Below are 20240 nucleotides of genomic sequence, written 5' to 3'. Positions count from 1 at the left end.
ATCCCAAAACCGCTTCATGCTTTCAGCCACCGGCATCAGCGGCCGGCATTCGGATCGCGCATCGGGATTGAGGAGACGGTGACCGAGACCGGGTCGCTCGCCGGGAAGGAGCCTTCCAGACCTTCCTCCAGCTCTTCTTCGAGCAAAGCTGGGTCCTTGCTGCGCGCGCCGTCGTTATGGGCAGGTTCGATCGCTGCCGCAAGCAGGGTCTTGGCCCGCAAGACGGCGGTTTCCAGGGTCAGCTCGGGCGTACTCCGCAGTGTCGCGGCAATCCTGTCTTCGCCTTCGCCGCCGAATTCGACGACAAAGCCGTCTTCCGTCTGGTAGACGGTGATATCATTGAGTGCCATGGCCGTTTCCCCAAAGAACGCTCATATTAGCAAGGTGCGTTTTACTGCATAATTCCCTAAATCGGAATCGATTTAGGGAATTATGCAGCGATTCAGAGTGTTACAGCATCCTTTGCGCGTCTTTTCAGACGCGCGGTGCTGTAATAAACGCGTTTTCCGAATTTTGTCGTGCGAAGACCTTCACCAGCCAGTCGATGAAGACGCGCACGCGCGGCGTAAGCTGGCGGTTGCGCGGATAGAGCAGGGAAACCGGTGTCGGGGTCAGCGGAAAATCCTTGAGGACATGAATAAGCGTTCCTTCGGCCAAGTCTTTTTCGGCGTGATAGCGTGGGATCTGGATCATGCCGAGGCCCATCCTCGCCGCTGAAATGTAGCTTTCGGCGGCGTTGACGGCGACGGTAGCGGGAATGGTGATGTGACGCACCGCGCTGTCGACGATGAATTCGAGCGGTAACAGGCTGCCTGTACTGCTGGAGCGGAAGCCGACCATGCGGTGGCCGGCAAGCCCGTCTGGATGCTGCGGCAGGCCATGGGTGGCGACATAGCCAGGTGAGGCGAGCGTGATCTCATCCAGCATGGCAACGCGCCGGGCGATCATGTCGCTATCCCCAGGCGTGCCAACGCGCAGCACGCAGTCGATGCCCTCGCGCACCAGATCGACCAGCCGGTCGCCTTCGCTCATGTAAAATTCGATCTCAGGATAGGTCTGGAGAAAAGACGGCAGGCTCGGCAGCACGAAATGGCGGGCGAGTGTGCCATGCACATCGACGCGCAGCAGACCCTTCGGCTTGGCGCCGGCAAAGCCGCCTTCGGCATCTTCGATATCGGCAAGGATCGACAGGCAGCGCTGGTAATACGCTTCGCCGTCGAGCGTTGGGCTGACATGGCGTGTGGTGCGCTGGAGCAGGCGCACGCCGAGGCGGGCCTCGAGCTGCTTCACCGCATCGGTGACGGTCGAGCGCGGCAGGCCGGTGTCTTCGGCGGCAAGCGTGAAGCTGCGGCGTTCCACGACGCGGCAAAGCACCCGCATGGCATCGAATCTGTCCATCTTTTTGTTCGCCATTCCCGGATAGTGATGCCGAAGAATGCCTGATTATCCGCGGAAGGAAAAGGCGCATCTTCTCCTCATCGAAAACGCGCTGCGGCGCAGGATGAAGGAGACGGACCATGGCTTCCCAAGAAAACGGCAAGGTGGCGCTGGTCACCGGCGCTTCCCGCGGCATCGGCGCGGCAGTCGCCCGACGCCTCGCCAAGGACGGTTTCACCGTCGTCATCAATTACTCCGGCAACGCCACCCCGGCCGAGGAACTCGCCCGGGAGATCGAGCAGGCCGGCGGCAAGGCGCTGACTGAGAAAGCCGATGTCAGCGATGCGCAAGCCGTCCGTCGCATGTTCGATGCTGCGGAAACTGCCTTCGGCGGTGTCGACGTCCTCGTCAATAATGCCGGCATCATGATGCTGTCCTCGCTGGCTGAGGCCGATGATGCCCATTTCGACCGCCAAGTCAGCGTCAATCTCAAGGGCACCTTCAATACGCTACGCGAAGCGGCCAAGCAGATGCGCGACGGCGGCCGGATCATCAATTTCTCGACCTCGGTCGTCGGGCTGAAGCTCGAAACCTACGGAGTCTATGCCGCCACCAAGGCTGCGGTCGAAACGCTGACAGCGATCATGGCCAAGGAGATGCGCGGCCGCAACATCACCGTCAACGCCATCGCACCTGGTCCTGTTGCCACGGACCTTTTCCTCAACGGCAAGTCGGACGAGCTGATTGCCCGGATGGCCAAGATGAACCCGCTGGAGCGCCTGGGCACACCTGAAGACATCGCCGCCGCGGTGGCCTTCCTCGCCGGCCCCGACGGCGGCTGGATCAACGGCCAGACGCTGCGCGCCAATGGCGGAATGATCTGACGAAGGCAAGCGGCCGATGCCCTATGGCATCGACGATTTGCTGAAGCCGGCCGTCGAGAACTGAAACCCGGCCCGCCGACGGGGGTACATGAGCCAAGCCGTCATCGCGATTATGTGAACGGGCTTGCGGAATTTCCCCTTACAATCCTGCGGGGAGTACCTATGTTTGTTCTATCGGGAGAGAGTGGAATTCCCTACCGTTCTTTTCCGAAACTCCAGAGCCTGCCGCTCTCTTCCTGCGGTGCGACAGGCTTGATGTTCAAAGTTGCACAGTGCGGCCCGTCGAAGGTTTCCCCTGCCTTCCGGGCCGTACTTGTTTTGGCGCTCAGCCGTCGTTCAGTCTCGCCTCTACCAGAAGCTTTACCAGCCAGTCGACAAAGACACGGACCTTGTTGCTGAGGTGGCGGTTCGGGGGGTAGACGACGTAGAGCGGCAGCGGATCGCGGCGCCAGTCCGGGAGCACGCGGACGAGTTCACCCCTTGCCATCGGCTCACGCGCCATGAAAATCGGCACCTGCGCGACGCCGAGCCCCGTCAACGCAGCTGTCAGATAGGTGCGGCTATCGTTAACCGAGGCGATGTAACGTGGACTGGTTTCGATCACCTCGTTGTGCCGGCGAAATTCAAAGGGCAGCGTTCGGTTGTTCTGAGCGCGGAAATAATTGACGGAGTAATGATCGGCCTCCAGATCCTCCGGCCGCTCGGGCATGCCGAATTTTTGGATATAGTTCGGCGAAGCACAGGTGATCATCTCGACTTCGGAGACACGCCGCGCAATCAGCGACTGATCGGCCGGCGTGCCGGCCCGTAGCGCGCAGTCGACATTTTCTGCAAGATAATCGACCGTGCGGTCGCCGACCCCGAGATCGATGCGGATATCGGGATAACGCTGATAGAAATCGTAGAGCGCGGGAACGACGATCCAATCGGCGAAAGCGCCGGCCATCTCGACACGCAGCCGCCCGCTCGGCAGGCTCTGCGAATTGGAGAGGCTGCCATCGAGTTCCTCCAGCTCCGAAATAATCTGGGCGGCGCGTTCGTAATAAAGCGCGCCGTCCGTGGTCACCATCACCCGGCGCGTGGTACGATTCAAAAGCTTGGTGCGCAAATGCGCCTCCAGGCCCTGGATGAGATTGGTTACCGTCGCCTTGGGCATGGCGAGCATGTCGGCGGCACGGGTGAAATTGCCCGTCTCCACCACGCGAATGAAGACGCGCATTGCCGAAAGCTGATCCATCGGTTTGAAATCCGCGGTTTGCGTTGCACCATTGTTCGAGATCTGGAACAGTGTTATCGCGATATAGCTTCTTATTCCTCGGTTGGAATAACAATATCTTTTTTGTACAAAATGCAAGCGGCAGGCGTTGTCTGCTTCTGGCTGACGCAAAAGAGACCGGACGCATGACGGTGGAATGGAAAGATATGATGCTGGATAAGGTGGCCATCGGCCCCGTTTCCGCACGTATCTACCAGGGCGCCGATTACGGCAAGGGTCCGCCAATCGTGCTTTACCTGCATGGCGGCGCGTTTCTCGACAGCGACAAGAACGTCGACCGGCCGGTGGCAATGAGTCTCGCCAAGGCGGGCGCCATTGTTGTCGCCGCTGATTACAGCAGCCTTTCCGATAATATTTTTCCGAGGGTGTTGGAAGTCTCCTTCTCCGTCTTCAGCTATCTCGCCAACAAACGCGCTGGCCTCGGTGACCGCAAATCGCTGCTCTTCGTCGCCGGCGAAGAGGCGGGTGGCAATATTGCCGCCGGCGTGGCGCTGAAGGCGCGCGACCAGATGCCGGATGCGCTCGACGGTCAGGTGCTGATTTCGCCGCTGCTCGATCCGTTCATGGGCACGTCCTCGATCCGCAAGGCCGATGCCATCGGCATGCGCCGGCGCTGGACGGAAGGCTGGAGCCACTATCTAAGCGGTGGCGGTTGTCACCCTTATGCAGCGCCTTGTCTCTGTTCGCGTATTTCAGGCGTCGCGCCGGCGCTGATACTCACTGCGGAGGACGATCCTCTGCACGACGAGACAATTGGTTACGGTGCCCGCCTGAAAACGGCCGGCGTCGGTGTGCGCCAGCATGTCCTTCCCGCCGGGACGGGCTGGCCTTCGATTTATGGTGGGAAATCCGACGGAGCGCCCGACTGGCAGGAAAACGTCAGCCGCCATTTCGGAAGCTTCCTTCGGGACGTAAGCGTCCAAACGCAATTGCATTGAAGAAGATCTGATATTTCGGCGGCTCGTAGCCGCAAGGAGAGCACTGATGACGTCCAGAAAGAAGCGCTGGGCCCTGGTGGGCGCCGGCTTAGGCCTTATTGCGTCCGTTTCCGGCGCTGCATTGTTTTTCGAGCTGCCGATGAGCACGACCGCCACGGCTGCTTCCGCCCCCGCACAGGCTCCCGCTGTGCCGGTGACGGTCGCCGTCGTTGCGGCGCGCGACGTGACGGCCTGGGAGAGTTTCTCCGGCCGTCTAGAAGCCGTCGACCGGGTGCAGGTGCGTTCCCGCGTCGCCGGCGCCATCCTGGCGGTGGCTTTCCGCGAAGGGGCGCTGGTGAAGCAGGGCGACCTGCTCTTCACCATCGACCCGGCTCCCTACCAGGCAACCGTAGCCCAGGCGCAAGGCCAGGTCGCTTCGGCCGAGGCCAGGGTCAGCCTGGCGCAAACCGAACTCGATCGTGGCCACAGGCTTTCCGATAATCGCACCATCTCCCAGAGCGATCTCGATCAGCGCCAGAGCGCACTGACCGAGGCTCAGGCGGGGCTGCGGTCGGCACAGGCTGCGCTGCAGTCGGCCCAGCTGGATCTCGATTATACGCAGGTGCGGGCTCCGGTTTCCGGCCGCATCGGCAAGATCGAGGTTACCGCCGGTAACCTTGTCGCAGCCGGCTCGACCTCGCCGGCGCTGACGACGCTTGTTTCGGTCGATCCGATCTATGCGAGTTTCAACGCCAGCGAAGAGATGGTGACGCGGGCGCTTGCCCAGCTTCCGCAGACCGACAGCGCCCTGCCTCCGGTCGAGCAGATCCCGGTCGAGGTCGGCACGCTGACCGACAGCGGTACGCCGATCAAGGGCAAGCTGCAGCTGATCGACAATGAGGTCGATGCCTCAAGCGGCACGATCGGCGTGCGCGCCGTGTTTGACAATCCGGGCGGGCGTCTCATCCCCGGCCAGTTCGTGCGGGTGCGTATGGGCCAGCCGAAGGCCGAGAACAAGATCGTCATCAGCGACCGCGCCGTCGGCACCGACCAGGACAAGAAATTCGTCTTCGTCGTCGATGCCGAAAACAAGGTCGCCTACCGGCAGGTCCAGCTCGGCACACTTTCCGATGGCCAGCGGGTGGTCGAAAGCGGCCTGAACGCCGGCGAGACGATTGTCGTCAACGGTTTGCAGCGCATCCGTCCAGGGGCAGTCGTAGCACCCCAGATGGAAGAGAAGGTCGCGACCGCTCAATAACACATCGCCTGCCCCTCCCGGGGGAGGGCGATGCCTTCGCTTCTGGGAAGGCCAATACCCGAAATGATATGACCCGCCGGCGGCTTCCAAACCGCCGGAGAGGGACTTTGCATCCATGTTCACCCCGGAGAGGGCTTTGATATGAACATCTCCAGATTCTTTGTCGACCGCCCGGTCTTTGCCGGCGTTCTTTCGGTCCTCATCGTGGTTGCCGGCCTGATCGGCCTGCGCTCGCTGCCGATTTCCGAATATCCGGAGGTGGTGCCGCCGTCGATTGTCGTGCGCGCCACCTATCCCGGCGCCAACCCGTCGGTCATCGCCGAAACCGTGGCGACGCCGCTCGAAGAGCAGATCAACGGCGTCGAGGGCATGCTCTACATGTCCAGCCAGGCGACATCCGACGGCGTGCTCAACGTGACCGTCACCTTCAAGCTCGGCACCGACGCCGACAAGGCGCAGCAGTTGGTGCAGAACCGCGTTTCGCAGGCCGAACCGCGGCTGCCGGCGGAAGTCCGTTCGCTCGGCATCACGACGGTCAAGAGTTCGCCCAACTTCATCATGGTCGTCAACCTCGTCTCCGACGGTGACAATCACGACATCACCTATCTTCGCAATTACGCGACTCTGAATATCAAGGATCGGCTTGCCCGCATCGCCGGCGTCGGTCAGGTGCAGGTCTTCGGCGCTGGCGATTATTCCATGCGGGTCTGGATCGACCCACAGAAGGCTGCCGAGCATAATCTCGCCGCGAGCGACATCAGCAACGCCATCAGTTCCCAGAACGTCCAGGCCGCCGCCGGCATCATCGGCGCATCGCCGAGCCAGCCGGGTGTGGATCTGCAGCTCAACGTGAATGCTCAGGGCCGCCTACGCACACCCGAGGAGTTCGGCAGCATCATCGTTAAGACGGGCGCCAGTGGCGAGATCACCCGCCTGCGCGATGTCGCCCGCATCGAACTCGGTGCCGCGGACTATACGCTGCGTTCGCTGCTCGACGGCAAGCCGGCCGTTGCCGTTGCCGTGCTTCAGGCGCCCGGTTCGAATGCGATCGAAATCGCCGACAATGTGCACGCCACCATGGATCAGCTGCAGCTCGCCATGCCCGAGGGCGTTAAATACGAGATCGTCTACGATACGACGAAATTCGTGCGTGCCTCGATCGAGAAGGTCATCGACACGCTGCTCGAAGCCATTGCGCTTGTTGTTCTCGTCGTCATCCTGTTCTTGCAGACATGGCGCGCCTCGATCATTCCGCTGATCGCGGTTCCGGTATCGATCATCGGCACCTTTGCGGTGATGTATGTCTTCGGCTTCTCGATCAACGCGCTCAGTCTGTTCGGGCTGGTGCTCGCGATCGGTATCGTCGTCGACGACGCGATCGTGGTGGTCGAAAACGTCGAGCGCAATATCGAACAGGGGCTGTCGCCACGGGCCGCCACCTACAAGGCGATGAAGGAAGTCTCCGGTCCGATCGTCGCGATCGCGCTGGTCCTCGTCGCGGTCTTCGTTCCGCTGGCCTTCATCTCCGGCCTTTCGGGTCAGTTCTATCGTCAGTTCGCACTGACGATCGCCATCTCGACCGTCATCTCGGCCTTCAACTCGCTCACCCTCTCGCCAGCGCTGGCAGCCCTTCTGCTGAAGGGCCATCATGAGCCGAAGGACTGGCTGACGCGCTTCATGGACGCCATCTTCGGCTGGTTCTTCCGTGGCTTCAACCGTGTCTTCGGCGCGGGCTCGAATGCCTACGGCAAGGGCGTGGGCGGATTGCTGTCGCGCAAGAGCATCGTCATGGTGATCTATCTGGCGCTGGTCGGTGCGACCTATAGCCTATTCAGTACGGTCCCCGGCGGCTTCGTGCCGTCTCAGGATAAGCAGTATCTGATCGGTTTCGCCCAGTTGCCGGACGCCGCAAGCCTCGACCGCACGGAAAATGTCATCAAGCGCATGACCGACATCGCGCTGGCGCAGCCGGGCGTTGCCAATGCGATCGCCTTCCCGGGCCTGTCGATCAACGGCTTCACCAACTCTTCGAATGCCGGCATCGTCTTCGTGACGCTGAAGGATTTCGAGGAGCGCAAGACGCCTGATCTCTCCGGGGGCGCCATCGCTATGGCGCTGAACCAGAAGTTCGGCTCCATTCAGGATGCCTTCATCGCCATGTTCCCGCCGCCGCCGGTCAACGGTCTCGGCACGACGGGCGGCTTCAAGCTGCAGATCGAGGATCGTGCAGGCCTTGGCAACCAGGCGCTCGACGAGGCCACCAAGGCAGTTCTTGCGAAAGCCTATCAGACGCCTGAGCTCGCCGGGCTGTTCTCCAGCTTCCAGATCAACGTGCCGCAGCTCTATGCCGATCTCGACCGCGCCAAGGCCGAGCAGCTCGGGGTTTCCGTCACCGACGTCTTCCAGACACTGCAGATCTATCTCGGTTCGCTCTATGTGAACGACTTCAATGCCTTCGGCCGCACCTACAGCGTCCGTGTGCAGGCCGATGCCAAATTCCGCGCTCAGCCGGAAGATATCGGCCAGTTGAAGGTCCGTTCGGCATCGGGTGAGATGATCCCGCTTTCAGCCCTGCTGAAGGTTGAGCCGAGCACCGGTCCGGAGCGCGCGAACCGCTACAACGGCTTCCTCGCTGCCGATATCAACGGCGGTCCGGCGCCGGGCTTCTCGTCCGGCCAGGCGCAGGCCGCTATCGAGAAGATCCTTCACGAGACCCTGCCTGCGGGTATCGACTTCGAATGGACGGATCTGACCTATCAGCAGATCCTTGCCGGTAACTCCAGTATCGTCGTCTTCCCGCTGGCACTGTTGCTCGTCTTCCTGGTGCTTGCCGCCCAGTATGAAAGTCTGACGCTGCCGCTTGCGATCATCATGATCGTGCCGATGGGTGTACTGGCCGCGCTGACAGGAGTCTGGCTCACCGGTGGAGACAACAATATCTTCACCCAGATCGGCCTTGTGGTGCTTGTCGGTCTATCGGCGAAGAACGCGATCCTGATCGTGGAATTCGCCCGCGAACTGGAGTTCGAGGGAAGGACACCGCGGGAGGCCGCGATCGAGGCCAGCCGCCTTCGTCTTCGCCCGATCCTGATGACCTCCCTGGCGTTCATCATGGGTGTCGTGCCGCTCGTCGTCTCCACGGGCGCCGGCGCGGAGATGCGCGCGGCCATGGGTGTCGCGGTTTTCTCGGGCATGATCGGGGTGACCTTCTTCGGCATCTTCATGACGCCCGTCTTCTACGTGCTGCTACGGCGGTTGACGGGCAACCGTCCGCTCGTCCAGCACAAGCCGGACGAGCACAAGGAAGAAGAGGCGGAGGTCATCCGGCTCGCGGCGGAATAAACAGAATTCAACCTTCCTTTGTCGAGTAAATCGGGCGGGAACTTCGGTTCCCGCCCGTATCGTTTTCAGGCCGATGCATCACCAAAATAGTTGCAACGGCGGGTGAGCGGGTTATCAAAGACGAACAACAGTTGGGAGGACTGAATGACAGGTTCGAGCAAAGGTCATGACGGGAGGCGGATCGCCTTTCTCGGCACCGGCCTGATGGGAGCGCCGATGGCGCGTCGGCTGCTTGGCGCGGGTTTTGCCGTCGCCGTCTGGAATCGTGATCCCAGCAAGGCCGAGGCCCTCGCAGGAGACGGCGCGATCTGCGCGGAAACACCCGCAGATGCCGTTTCAGGCGCTGATGTCGTCATCACCATGCTGACCAACGCCGAGGCGGTGAAGGACGTGCTGTTTAACCGCGGAGCGGTCGATGCGATGACATCAGGCGCCGTCGTTATCGATATGAGTTCGATCGCCCCGCATTTCGCCCGCGACCATTCTGCCAGGCTTTCCGAACGCGGTATCGCTCATGTCGATGCGCCGGTGTCCGGCGGCGTCGTCGGGGCGGATGCCGGTACGCTGGCCATCATGGCCGGCGGCGACAAGGACGTCGTCGATGCGCTTACAGATGTCTTTGCGCCGATGGGGCGCGTGACCCGCGTCGGCCCAAGCGGAGCAGGCCAGCTTGCCAAGCTTGCCAACCAGCAGATCGTCGCGGTAACGATCGGCGCCGTTGCCGAAGCGATGATGTTGATTACAGCCGGCGGCGGCTCGCCGGCAGCCTTTCGCGACGCCATTCGCGGCGGCTTTGCCGAGAGCCGTATCCTTGAACTGCACGGCAAGCGCATGGTCGAAAGGCAGTTTACTCCAGGCGGTTCGTCGAGCAACCAGTTGAAAGATCTGAACGCCGCCATGGAGACGGCCGACACCTTGTCGCTGACGCTGCCCCTGACTGCGACGGTGCACGCCGAATTCAGCGAATTCGTCGCAAACGGCAATGGCGAAAAAGATCATAGCGCCCTGCTCCTCCATCTCGAAGAGAAGAATGCCCTGCCGGGAGGAAAGAGGTGACTGACAGCCATTCTCCGAAGCGGCGCCTGCGTTCCCAGGATTGGTTCGACAATCCCGACCACATCGACATGGCAGCGCTCTATCTTGAGCGTTTCATGAACTACGGCATCACGCCGGAAGAATTGCGATCCGGCAAGCCGATCATCGGGATTGCCCAGAGCGGCAGCGATCTCACGCCCTGCAACAGGGTTCATGTCGAGCTTGCCACGCGCGTGCGCGACGGCATTCGCGATGCCGGCGGCATTCCGATCGAGTTTCCGACGCATCCGATCTTCGAGAACTGCAAGCGCCCGACGGCTGCGCTCGACCGCAATCTCGCCTATCTCGGCCTCGTTGAAATCCTCTACGGCTATCCGCTCGACGGCGTCGTGCTGACGACCGGCTGCGACAAGACCACGCCTTCGGCGATCATGGCTGCGTCGACGGTCGATATTCCGGCGATCGTGCTTTCCGGCGGTCCGATGCTCGACGGCTGGCACGAGGGGGAACTGGCGGGTTCCGGCACGGTGATCTGGCGGATGCGGCGAAAATATGCGGCAGGCGAGATCGATCGGGAAGAATTCCTGCAGGCGGCGCTCGATTCAGCGCCATCAGTCGGCCACTGCAATACGATGGGCACGGCTTCGACGATGAACGCCCTTGCCGAGGCACTCGGCCTTTCGCTGACCGGTTGCGGCGCCATTCCGGCCGCATATCGCGAACGCGGCCAGATGGCCTATCGTACCGGGCGGCGCGCCGTCGAAATCGTCTTCGAGGATCTGAAGCCGTCGGATATCCTGACCCGCGAGGCTTTCCTCAATGCCATCCGCACCAATTCGGCGATCGGCGGTTCCACCAACGCACAGCCGCATCTGGCGGCAATGGCGAAACACGCCGGCGTCGAACTTCATCCCGACGACTGGCAGGTGCACGGCTTCGATATCCCGCTGCTGGCCAATGTCCAACCGGCGGGCGCCTATCTCGGCGAGCGTTTTCATCGCGCCGGCGGCACGCCGGCGATCATGTGGGAATTGCTGCAGGCCGGAAAGCTCGATGGCGACTGTCGCACGGTGACGGGCAGGACGATGGCCGAAAACCTGCAGGGCAAGGAGGCGCGCGACCGCGAGGTTATCCGGCCATTCGCTGAACCGCTGAAGGAGCGAGCCGGCTTCCTTGTTCTCAAGGGCAATCTCTTCGATTTCGCGATCATGAAGATGAGTGTCGTCTCGGAGGATTTCCGCCGGCGCTACCTTCAGGAGCCGGGGCGCGAGGGCGTCTTCGAGGGCCGGGCGGTGGTTTTTGACGGGTCGGAGGACTATCACAAGCGCATCAACGATCCTGAACTCGACATTGACGAAAATACCATCCTTGTCATCCGCGGCGCCGGGCCGCTCGGCTGGCCGGGTTCGGCTGAGGTCGTCAACATGCAGCCGCCGGATCACCTGCTGAAACGCGGCATAAGCAGCCTGCCGACGATCGGCGATGGCCGCCAATCGGGCACGGCCGACAGCCCCTCGATCCTCAATGCTTCGCCGGAAAGTGCTGCCGGCGGCGGCCTCGCCTGGCTTCGCACCGGCGATGTCATCTGCATCGACTTCAATCAGGGGCGCTGCAACATGCTGGTCGACGAGACTGAAATCGAACGGCGCAAGGCAGAGGGAATTCCGCCGGTGCCGGCGGACGCGACGCCATGGCAGCAGATCTACCGCCGCTCGGTCACGCAGTTGTCCGACGGCGCAGTTCTGGAGGGAGCGGCGGAATTTCGTCAGATCGCCAAAAGACCGCCGCGGCACAACCACTGATCCTGAAGGGCGCCGTGGACTGCAAGTTCTCTGATCCAAAAGGGGAAAGTCGTAACGGACGGTTCACCTAGTGACTAGTTCGATCATCGGCACAAGGCTTCATTAATGCCGGCTTGAGACCATATTGCAATTATGGAAGCTCCTAAGGCTGAGACCGCGTTGCCAGAAAATAGACCCACACGATCCGAACAAGAGTTCCAGGATCTTCTGCGCCGGCTCGAACTCGCTCTCGATGCATCCCGGATCGGTGTCTGGGAACACAGCATCGCAAAGGGCGGGATCCTGTGGGATGCGCAGATGCACCGTCTCTACGAGACCGGCGAGACATGTCGGGACGTGCCGGCATGGTTATGGTCGAATGCGATCCATCCCGACGATCGTGAGCAGGCCGAACGCGACTTCGACCAGGCGATTGCAACACGCGGCGCCTATAATTCGCAATTCCGGATCGTACTGCCGAGCGGCGAAATCCGCTATCTGCGTTCACGCGCGCATTTCTATGTGGATGCAGAGGGGCTTCCCTCGTTCATCGGCGCCGAATGGGATGTGACTGCCGACATAGTGCTCAATGCCGAGCTCGCGCGACAGAAAATGGTGGCCGAGGCGAAGGCGGTGGCGCTCGAGGAAAGCAATGCGCGCATCGAGCACGTCGCCGATCACGATTATCTCACTGGCTTGCCGAACCGGCGGCTTCTCGACAAGCGGCTCACCGAACTGCCGGTTGACAAGAGCATCACGACGCTTGGCGTCCTGCATCTCGACCTCGACCAGTTCAAGCAGATCAATGACAGTCACGGCCATGCGGCAGGCGACGCCGTGCTCAGGGCCGCAGCGCTTCGCATCACCGCCGCCATTCCCGCAAATGGCATGGTCGCCCGCGTTGGCGGTGATGAATTCGTCATCGTACTGGTCAATTTCAGCGATCTCACTGAGCTGAAGCTGATCACCGAGGATCTTCAGCGTCGGCTGCGCAAGAAGATCCGCTTCGGCCACGAGATGCTGCAATCCGGCGCCTCGATCGGTGTTTCCTGGAGCGGCGATCGGCGGGCGCGCAACCTGCTTGCCGAATCCGATCTGGCGCTCTACCAGGCGAAGAAGCTCGGGCGCAACCGCGTCGAATTCTTCACGCGGCAACTACAGGAGGATCTGCGCGCCAAGCGCCGCCTCGCCGAAGAGCTCAAGCTGGGGCTGGAGCGCGGCGAGATCGTTCCCTACTATCAGGTGCAGCTTGACGCCCGGACCCGGGAAGTCATCGGCTTTGAGGCGCTGGCGCGCTGGAAACATCCCGGCAAGGGCGTGCTCGCCCCAGGGATTTTCCTGAAGATCGCCGACGAGCACGGGCTTGCGGCGGAGATCGATGCGGCGATCCTCAAGAGCGTTCTCGAAGACCGGCTGTCCTGGCTGTCTCGCGGCCTTGCGGTTCCACGCATCGCCGTCAACATCTCGGGGTCGCGCCTTGCCGATCCGACATTGCTCGGCAAGCTGAGGAAGCTCGATATTCCGCCCGCCGCGATCGTCTTCGAACTGGTCGAGACGATTTTCCTCGACGACAGCGACGAAAGACTGCTCGATCATATCGGCGATATCAAACAGATGGGTATCGACATCGAGATCGATGATTTCGGATCGGGCCATGCCTCGCTCATCGGTCTCGTTAAGCTGCGGCCGAAACGGTTGAAGATCGACCGGCAGCTCATCGCCGAGGTTGTCAGCTCCGCCGAGCAGCGGCGCGTGGTGGGTTCGATCGTGGAAATCGCCAAGGCGCTCGACGTCGAGGTGATCGCCGAGGGCATCGAGACCGAGGCGCATGCCGTCGTGTTGGCGCAACTCGGCTGTGATGGCCTGCAGGGTTACGCGTTTGGTTATCCCGCACCGGCGGCCGAGACAGCGCGTCTTTTCTCGCCGATGGCGAGCGGGATCGAAAAGCAGAAGACCGTGATGAGCGGAACGGCCCGGTGATCCGTCGGCGCGGCGACCGCCGCCGCGCCCGGTTTCAACAGCGGTTTTCCCGGCTTGCGGAAGTGATTTCGGCCGAAATGCTTTCCTCTTTTTCGGAACGGCCAGGCGATATCTTTTCGGCGCGGCGTTTTATTCGCGCTCGCAGGAGGATAATTGGCGCGCAAGTAATTTTCTTGAGCTTGCATCGGCATTGTTTCATGGTAATGCGGAAACCAAGCTTTCTGCATTGCCTCGAAAAATGATTATACGCGTCGTCACGTCCATCAACGCGGCTCTCCATCATTCGCAGGTGCAATCGGGGAGTCGGGGACCTGACAATTACTTTGACATTGCCGGGATGGACTTGCGGGACATGCAATCTGGGAAAGTCGCATGAATTCGGAATTTGCCGTTCGTTCGATGCGGCCCGGCGAACTGGAACTCGTGCTCGAATGGGCGCGTCAGGAGGGCTGGAACCCAGGCCTCGATGATTCGCTTGCATTCATGGAGGCCGATTCGTCCGGATTCTTCGTCGGCGCCATCGGTGAAGTCCCCGTCGGTTCGATCTCGGTCGTCAAATATGGCGAGAGTTTCGCCTTCCTCGGCCTCTACATCGTTCATCCCGATTTCCGCGGCAAGGGTTATGGCAGGACGATCTGGGAGGCGGGCATCGCCAGCGCACACGATCGCACGATCGGCCTTGACGGCGTCGCCGCACAGCAGGATAACTACCGCAAGGCCGGCTTCGAACCCGCCTACTCCACCCTTCGCTACGGCGGCGTCGTCACCTCCTTGCCGGTCTCGACGCTTGCCGCGCAGCCGGTGCTGGATTCGCGCCTGGAAGGCCTGCAGCGTTATGATTCGGCGATCTTTCCGCAGCCGCGCGATGCCTTCCTCGCGGCCTGGTGCACCGGTCGCAAGGGTCGCCGCTCAGTAGTGGTACGCAAAAGCGGCAAGATCCGCGGTTACGGCACGATCCGCCGCTGCTACGAGGGCTACAAGATCGGCCCGCTTTTTGCCAATGATGCCGACAGCGCCGCAGCACTGCTTGCCGAATTGATCCCCGAGGCGAAGGGGGCTTCGATCTTCATCGATATCCCCGCGGAGAACCACGAGGCGGTCGCGCTTGCCGAAAGCCTCGGCCTTCAACCGGTGTTCGAGACGACACGCATGTATCGCGGGCCGGCGCCGGCCATCCCACTAAAGCATGTCTTCGGCGTGACGACTCTGGAGCTTGGATAGACCAAAGCGCGTCGCGTCAAACTTGATTCATCCGAGGCGCTTTGGTTCTTTTGTTGAACCGCCGCGCACTTCCTGACATGCATCAATCCACCGGTGAGGCGGGAACAGTCGCGGCCGAAGCTTTCGGCCGGCCTTTTTCGGCGATCGCGATGCCGCCCAAGGTCAACACCAGCGCGATCACATGGAAGGACTGCAGCGTCTCGCCGATCAGGACGACGGAGAGCAGCGTTCCGAACACCGGCACGAGATTGATGAACAGGCCGGCCCTGTTGGCGCCGATAGCCACGACACCCTTGATATAGAGGATCTGCGCCACCAGCGAGGGAAAGATCGCCGTGTAGAGCGTGATGATCCAGCCAGCATGGTCCGGCCATTGCGCGGCATCGCGGCCGGCTTCCCAAAGGAGCAGCGGCACCGAGGTCAGCATGGCTGCAAATGCCGGGATCGCCATCAGCGTGCGCCAGTCGAGCGGCGGTTTCCAGCGCAGGAAGATCGTGTAGACCGAATAGGCGGCAATGGCGATCAGCATCAGCCCATCACCGCGGTTGAGGCTTAATTGCAGCAGCGTTGTCAGGTCGCCATGAGCGGCGGTCAGAGCGACGCCGATCAGCGTCAAGCCGAAGCCGAGACATTGGGCCAGCGAAATGCCAGTGCGGAAGAACATGAAATTCAGCAGGAAGATCAGCATCGGGATGCCGGCCTGCTCGATGGCGACATTGATTGCCGTCGTATATTGCACGGCCGAATAAAGCATGGCGTTGAAAAGCGTGTAGCCGATGACGCCGTAGAAAAAGAGCAACGGCAGGTTCTTCCTGACCACCGGCCAGTCCCTCTTGAGCTGGGGCACCGAGATCAGGGCGATCAGCGCCACGGCGATAAACCAGCGCAGGAAGGTCAGCATCATCGGGCTGATATGCCCGAGTGCGAGCTTGCCGGCGACGGAGTTGCCGCCCCAGCAGAGGGTGGCGATAACGAGGCAGATGTAGGCCCTGGCTTGCAAAAGCGTTCTTCCCATCTTTCCGCGATCGCCGCGCGGCGTTTTGTGACGGGCAATAACCTGCCGGCTGCTGATTTGTCACGTAAAAAGCCCAATCACCTGTGACAACAGGGTCGCTTTCCCAAAAACAAAGCTTTATAGATGCGCGGGTTTGAGCAGGTGTGCGGTTTTCCGCCGGTAACAGGAAGAGTTGGATGACGAACGTAGTCGTGGTCGGTTCGCAATGGGGTGACGAGGGCAAGGGCAAAATTGTCGACTGGCTTTCGGAGCGTGCGGATATTGTCGTGCGCTATCAGGGCGGACACAATGCCGGCCACACGCTCGTCATCGACGGCACGAGCTACAAGCTGTCGCTGCTGCCGTCCGGTGTCGTGCGCCCGGGCAAGATGGCGGTGATCGGCAACGGCGTCGTCGTCGACCCGCATGCGCTGATCGCCGAGATCGGTCGACTGGAGGCCCAGGGCGTGACGGTGACGCCTGATAATCTGCGCATTGCCGACAATGCGACGCTCATCTTGTCGCTGCACCGCGAGCTCGATGCGATGCGCGAGGATGCGGCATCTAACAGCGGCACCAAGATCGGCACGACACGCCGCGGCATCGGTCCGGCCTATGAAGACAAGGTCGGCCGCCGCGCCATCCGGGTGATGGATCTTGCCGATCTCGACAGTCTTGCCGGCAAGGTCGACCGTATTCTGACGCATCACAATGCGCTTCGCCGCGGCCTCGGCGTCGCCGAAGTCAGCCACCAGACGATCATGGATGAACTGACCTCGGTCGCCGATCGGGTGCTGCCGTTCCGTGATACCGTCTGGCTCTTCCTCGACAAGGAGCGCCGCAAGGGCTCCCGTATCCTCTTCGAGGGCGCGCAGGGCACCCTGCTCGATATCGATCACGGCACCTATCCTTTCGTGACCTCGTCTAACACCGTGGCCGGCCAGGCCGCGGCCGGTTCCGGCATGGGACCGGGCTCGCTCGGCTATATTCTTGGCATCACCAAGGCCTATACGACGCGCGTCGGCGAAGGTCCGTTTCCGACCGAGCTGAAGGACGCCATCGGTGAGTTCCTTGGCGAAAAAGGTCATGAGTTCGGCGTGGTGACCGGGCGCAAGCGGCGCTGCGGCTGGTTCGATGCCGCACTCGTGCGCCAATCGATCGCCACCAACGGCATCACGGGTATCGCGCTGACTAAGCTCGACGTGCTCGACGGCCTCGAGGAATTGAAGATCTGCGTCGGCTACATGCTCGACGGCGAACAGATTGATCATCTTCCGGCAAGCCAGGGAGCGCAAGCTAGGGTCGAACCGATCTACATCACGCTGGAGGGGTGGAAAGAATCGACCGTCGGCGCCCGCAGTTGGGCGGATCTGCCGGCGCAGGCGATCAAATATGTTCGCCAGGTCGAGGAACTGATCGGGGCGCCCGTCGCGCTCCTTTCCACGAGCCCGGAGCGGGATGACACGATACTTGTGACCGATCCGTTTGAGGATTAAGCTCACGGGTCACTGTGGAGGATAGTTCGGTAGGGTGCCGGACTTCTTGAGAAAGTACTGATGGCGGATTTTATTGCAGTTATTCGGCGGGCCGTCGACGGCCTGGCTGAAAATACCCCCGAGATGCGGGTGAAAGTCTACGAACGTGCCCGCGGCGCAGTGCAGCGGCAGCTCGAGAACATGAAGCCGCGTCCGCCGGAAGCCATGCTGCAACGCCAGCTCGAAAAGCTCGAGGCCGCCATCCGCGAAGTGGAAGGCGAACACTCCGAAGCGCTGCCGCTCGAGGCGGCGGTTGCCGCGGTCCCCGCGCCGGAATCTTCGGAAGAACAAACGGTTCACGACGAAAGCGAACCAACACCTGCGCCTGTCGTCGAAGAGCCGACCTACGAAGCCTCTGCGGAACCGCAGGCGGTTGAGCCCGCCGACGAGCCGGATCACCTGGAGGCAGCCGCGCCGCAGGAGCCCCAGGAAAAGCTGGCGGACGAGGAACCTCTCTCCGAGCAAGCGCGCAGCCTCCCGGAGACGTCTGTTGCGGCCGAGGCCACCGCTCCCGCGCAGGCAGAGACACCCGTTCCTACCGAAACATACTGGCATCCCTCGCATGAAGAGGAAGCGCCGGCCGAGGAATGGCATTCCAGCGAGGGGCGCGACATCGCTGCCGAGGCTTGGCCTGCAGATGATGAGCGCTGGGAGCCGCCTGCCGAGAATCGCAACGAGGAATCCGGCGAATATCATCCCGACGAGCAGCATCCCGCAGAGGCCGAAGAACTCGCGGCCGAACCGGCGACGGTGGAAAGCGAGGAGCCGGCTGCCGAGAAGGCGTACGAGCCTATCGACGCCTCCCAACGCGTCGCGCGCGGCCTAGACCATGCTGCCCATCGGCTGGTGGAGCCGGTTGCAGAGTTCGATCGTCCGCAGGAATTCGTGGAGCACAGCCGCGAGGAGCCGCTGCAGGCCGATGCCGCAGCGCATTTCGATCCCGTCTGGAGCGAGCCCGCCGCCGAAACGCCGGCTCCGGCGCCGAAGGATGCCGAGACCGAATGGGCGCAAGAGGAACTCCGGCAATATTCGGAAACGGCGCCAGTCACCGCCGACGTCTCGGCACGCGCCTTCGAAGAGGTGATTTCGAGCCTCGAAAAAGTCGCGCCTGCGGCCGTCATGCCGACGGCCAAGGAAAGTTTCTCCTGGGAGACCGCAGCCTTCGACGATCTGCCGCCGATCGACGCCGGCAGCAGCAAGAAGACGCCGGTGGCCTCGCATTTCGACGATGTCGATATCTTCGCGGAAGTGCACAACGGCAAGCCGGCGCCTGCAAGCGGCGCGCCGAGCGAGGAATGGCGCGAGGCGAAGGCGCTGCGCGGCTACGACCGCCGCGGCTCGGTCGCCACTGACGATGATGACGCCAATCCGGCGATGGATATCGATCGGATCGTCGCTTCCAAGCTGCAGGGCAAGAATTTCCGGATGGAGCCGAAGCGCCGCCGCTTCGGCATCGGCACCGTGATCACACTCATCTTCGCACTCATCTTGATCGGTGGCGGCGCCTATGCCGGCTGGATGAACAGAGAGGCGCTGGTGGCGATGGTCGACGGGCTCGTCAGTTCGGCACCGTCGCAGGCGACCAAGAACGAGACGCCGCCGCCGGCTAACTCCGCGACGCCTGCCCAGCCGGGCGCGGTGGCGCCAGCTCAGCCGACCACGCCAGGAGCACAGAATACCCCAGTGGCGCCGGCCCAGCCGAACCCGCAGGTGGCGTCATTGAACAATGACGGCGCCGTGGCCAATTCGAAATTCACTCAGCGGCTGCTGATGGATGGAACCGAGGTCGACAGCGGACCGGCGACGGTGCCGGGAACGCCGACCGCGGAAGGAAAATCGGTCGCCGAACAGAATGTCGCTGCAGCCGATACGCCGCCTGCCAGCGCCCAGGGCGATGTCGCACCAGCCGAAACGCTGACGCCGAACGGCCCGGCGGCATCTCCGCAGCAGACCGCCCCCGTCGGTTCGTCGCAAAAGATGTTCCTCTATGAGGAACGTATCGGCCAAAGCTCGCCAACCGCGATCGAGGGATCCGTCGTCTGGAGTGTGCAGCACGAGGCCGGTCAGGACGGCCGCCAGGAGGCGACGGTACAAGGCAACGTCACCGTGCCGGAACGCAATCTCTCGGCACTCGTCACTTTCAAACGCAATTCCGATCCGTCGCTGCCGGCAAGTCATCTGGTCGAGATCGTTTTCTCGGTGCCGCCGAATTTCGAAGGCGGCAGCATCGACAGCGTCCAGCGCATCTCGATGAAGCGCACAGAGCAGGACCGCGGCGACGCGCTGATCGCGGTTCCGGCCAAGATCACCGACGATTTCCACATGATCGCGCTCAACGACTATCCCGATGCGCGCAAGGCCAATCTCGATCTGATGGCGACCCGTAGCTGGATCGATATCCCAGTCACCTACCGCAACGGTCGCCGCGCGCTACTGACGATGGAAAAGGGGGGCACGGGAACGGACGCCTTCAATACCGCGATCAAGGAATGGACTGCGCTCGGGGATGTGTCGACGAGTCAGTGATGGTCGTCCGCAATGCCAGCTTTCCCGGCCTTTGACAGGGTGCCGAGGCTGCGAAAAGAGAATGAAACAGAAAGGCGGGCCGCAAGGACCCGCCTTCTTCAATTCTAAAGCGCG

14 protein-coding genes are annotated in these 20240 nt (G+C 62.0%); 10 read left to right on the top strand and 4 right to left on the bottom strand.

What is annotated here, in order from left to right:
- Positions 1–35: 35 nt before the first annotated feature.
- On the bottom strand, positions 36–350 hold the full coding sequence (locus HJB82_RS18115; protein WP_207581561.1) for a hypothetical protein: 315 nt from the start codon (positions 348–350) through the stop codon (positions 36–38).
- A gap of 124 nt (positions 351–474) precedes the next feature.
- Complete coding sequence (locus tag HJB82_RS18110) at positions 475–1398, bottom strand: LysR family transcriptional regulator (RefSeq protein WP_207581560.1); 924 nt, start codon at positions 1396–1398, stop codon at positions 475–477.
- A gap of 119 nt (positions 1399–1517) precedes the next feature.
- Between HJB82_RS18110 and HJB82_RS18105 the strand changes: the two genes are divergently transcribed.
- Entirely contained in the window at positions 1518–2261 is a 744-nt protein-coding gene (locus HJB82_RS18105) for an SDR family oxidoreductase (protein ID WP_221140879.1), read from the top strand.
- A 325-nt stretch (positions 2262–2586) separates the two neighbouring features.
- Here the strand turns inward: HJB82_RS18105 and HJB82_RS18100 are convergent, their stop codons facing one another.
- Positions 2587–3498 carry a LysR family transcriptional regulator gene (locus HJB82_RS18100; RefSeq protein WP_207581558.1) on the bottom strand — a complete coding sequence of 304 codons (912 nt, stop codon included), beginning with the start codon at positions 3496–3498 and terminating at the stop codon, positions 2587–2589.
- 164 nt (positions 3499–3662) lie between these two features.
- On the opposite strand from HJB82_RS18100, the gene HJB82_RS18095 reads away from it, so the two are divergent.
- The 7 genes from HJB82_RS18095 to HJB82_RS18065 all read left to right on the top strand — a co-directional run bounded on the left by HJB82_RS18095 (position 3663) and on the right by HJB82_RS18065 (position 15071).
- Positions 3663–4475, top strand: a complete 813-nt coding sequence (locus HJB82_RS18095) for an alpha/beta hydrolase fold domain-containing protein (RefSeq protein ID WP_221140877.1) — start codon at positions 3663–3665, stop codon at positions 4473–4475.
- 46 nt (positions 4476–4521) lie between these two features.
- Complete coding sequence (locus tag HJB82_RS18090) at positions 4522–5712, top strand: efflux RND transporter periplasmic adaptor subunit (protein WP_221116547.1); 1191 nt, start codon at positions 4522–4524, stop codon at positions 5710–5712.
- 141 nt (positions 5713–5853) lie between these two features.
- Complete coding sequence (locus tag HJB82_RS18085) at positions 5854–9054, top strand: efflux RND transporter permease subunit (RefSeq protein WP_207581555.1); 3201 nt, start codon at positions 5854–5856, stop codon at positions 9052–9054.
- Positions 9055–9198: 144 nt separating this feature from the next.
- Positions 9199–10110 carry an NAD(P)-dependent oxidoreductase gene (locus HJB82_RS18080; protein WP_207581554.1) on the top strand — a complete coding sequence of 304 codons (912 nt, stop codon included), beginning with the start codon at positions 9199–9201 and terminating at the stop codon, positions 10108–10110.
- Entirely contained in the window at positions 10107–11891 is a 1785-nt protein-coding gene (locus HJB82_RS18075; protein WP_221116548.1) for an IlvD/Edd family dehydratase, read from the top strand. The genes HJB82_RS18080 and HJB82_RS18075 overlap by 4 nt, the downstream gene beginning before the upstream one ends.
- Positions 11892–12023: 132 nt before the next feature.
- The gene (locus tag HJB82_RS18070) at positions 12024–13850 is read left to right on the top strand and encodes a bifunctional diguanylate cyclase/phosphodiesterase (protein WP_221140875.1); all 1827 of its coding nucleotides are present in this window, start codon (positions 12024–12026) and stop codon (positions 13848–13850) included.
- Positions 13851–14222: 372 nt separating this feature from the next.
- A complete protein-coding gene (locus HJB82_RS18065; RefSeq protein ID WP_207581551.1) occupies positions 14223–15071 on the top strand; it encodes a GNAT family N-acetyltransferase in 849 nt (282 codons plus the stop codon).
- Positions 15072–15153: 82 nt separating this feature from the next.
- On the opposite strand, the gene HJB82_RS18060 is transcribed toward HJB82_RS18065, so the two are convergent.
- Entirely contained in the window at positions 15154–16071 is a 918-nt protein-coding gene (locus HJB82_RS18060; protein ID WP_207581550.1) for a DMT family transporter, read from the bottom strand.
- Positions 16072–16262: 191 nt separating this feature from the next.
- Here HJB82_RS18060 and HJB82_RS18055 point away from each other — a divergent pair, with 191 nt between their 5' ends.
- Both HJB82_RS18055 and HJB82_RS18050 read left to right on the top strand, forming a co-directional pair.
- Positions 16263–17561, top strand: a complete 1299-nt coding sequence (locus HJB82_RS18055) for an adenylosuccinate synthase (protein WP_207581549.1) — start codon at positions 16263–16265, stop codon at positions 17559–17561.
- Positions 17562–17621: 60 nt separating this feature from the next.
- Entirely contained in the window at positions 17622–20126 is a 2505-nt protein-coding gene (locus HJB82_RS18050; protein ID WP_221140872.1) for a hypothetical protein, read from the top strand.
- The last annotated feature ends 114 nt before the right edge of the window (positions 20127–20240 follow it).

Origin of the sequence: Rhizobium sp. NZLR10 (genome assembly GCF_019685125.1) — a bacterium.
Lineage (GTDB): Bacteria > Pseudomonadota > Alphaproteobacteria > Rhizobiales > Rhizobiaceae > Rhizobium.
Note: the sequence above shows the minus strand (reverse complement) of the source record. Positions and strands in the feature narration are given on the sequence as shown.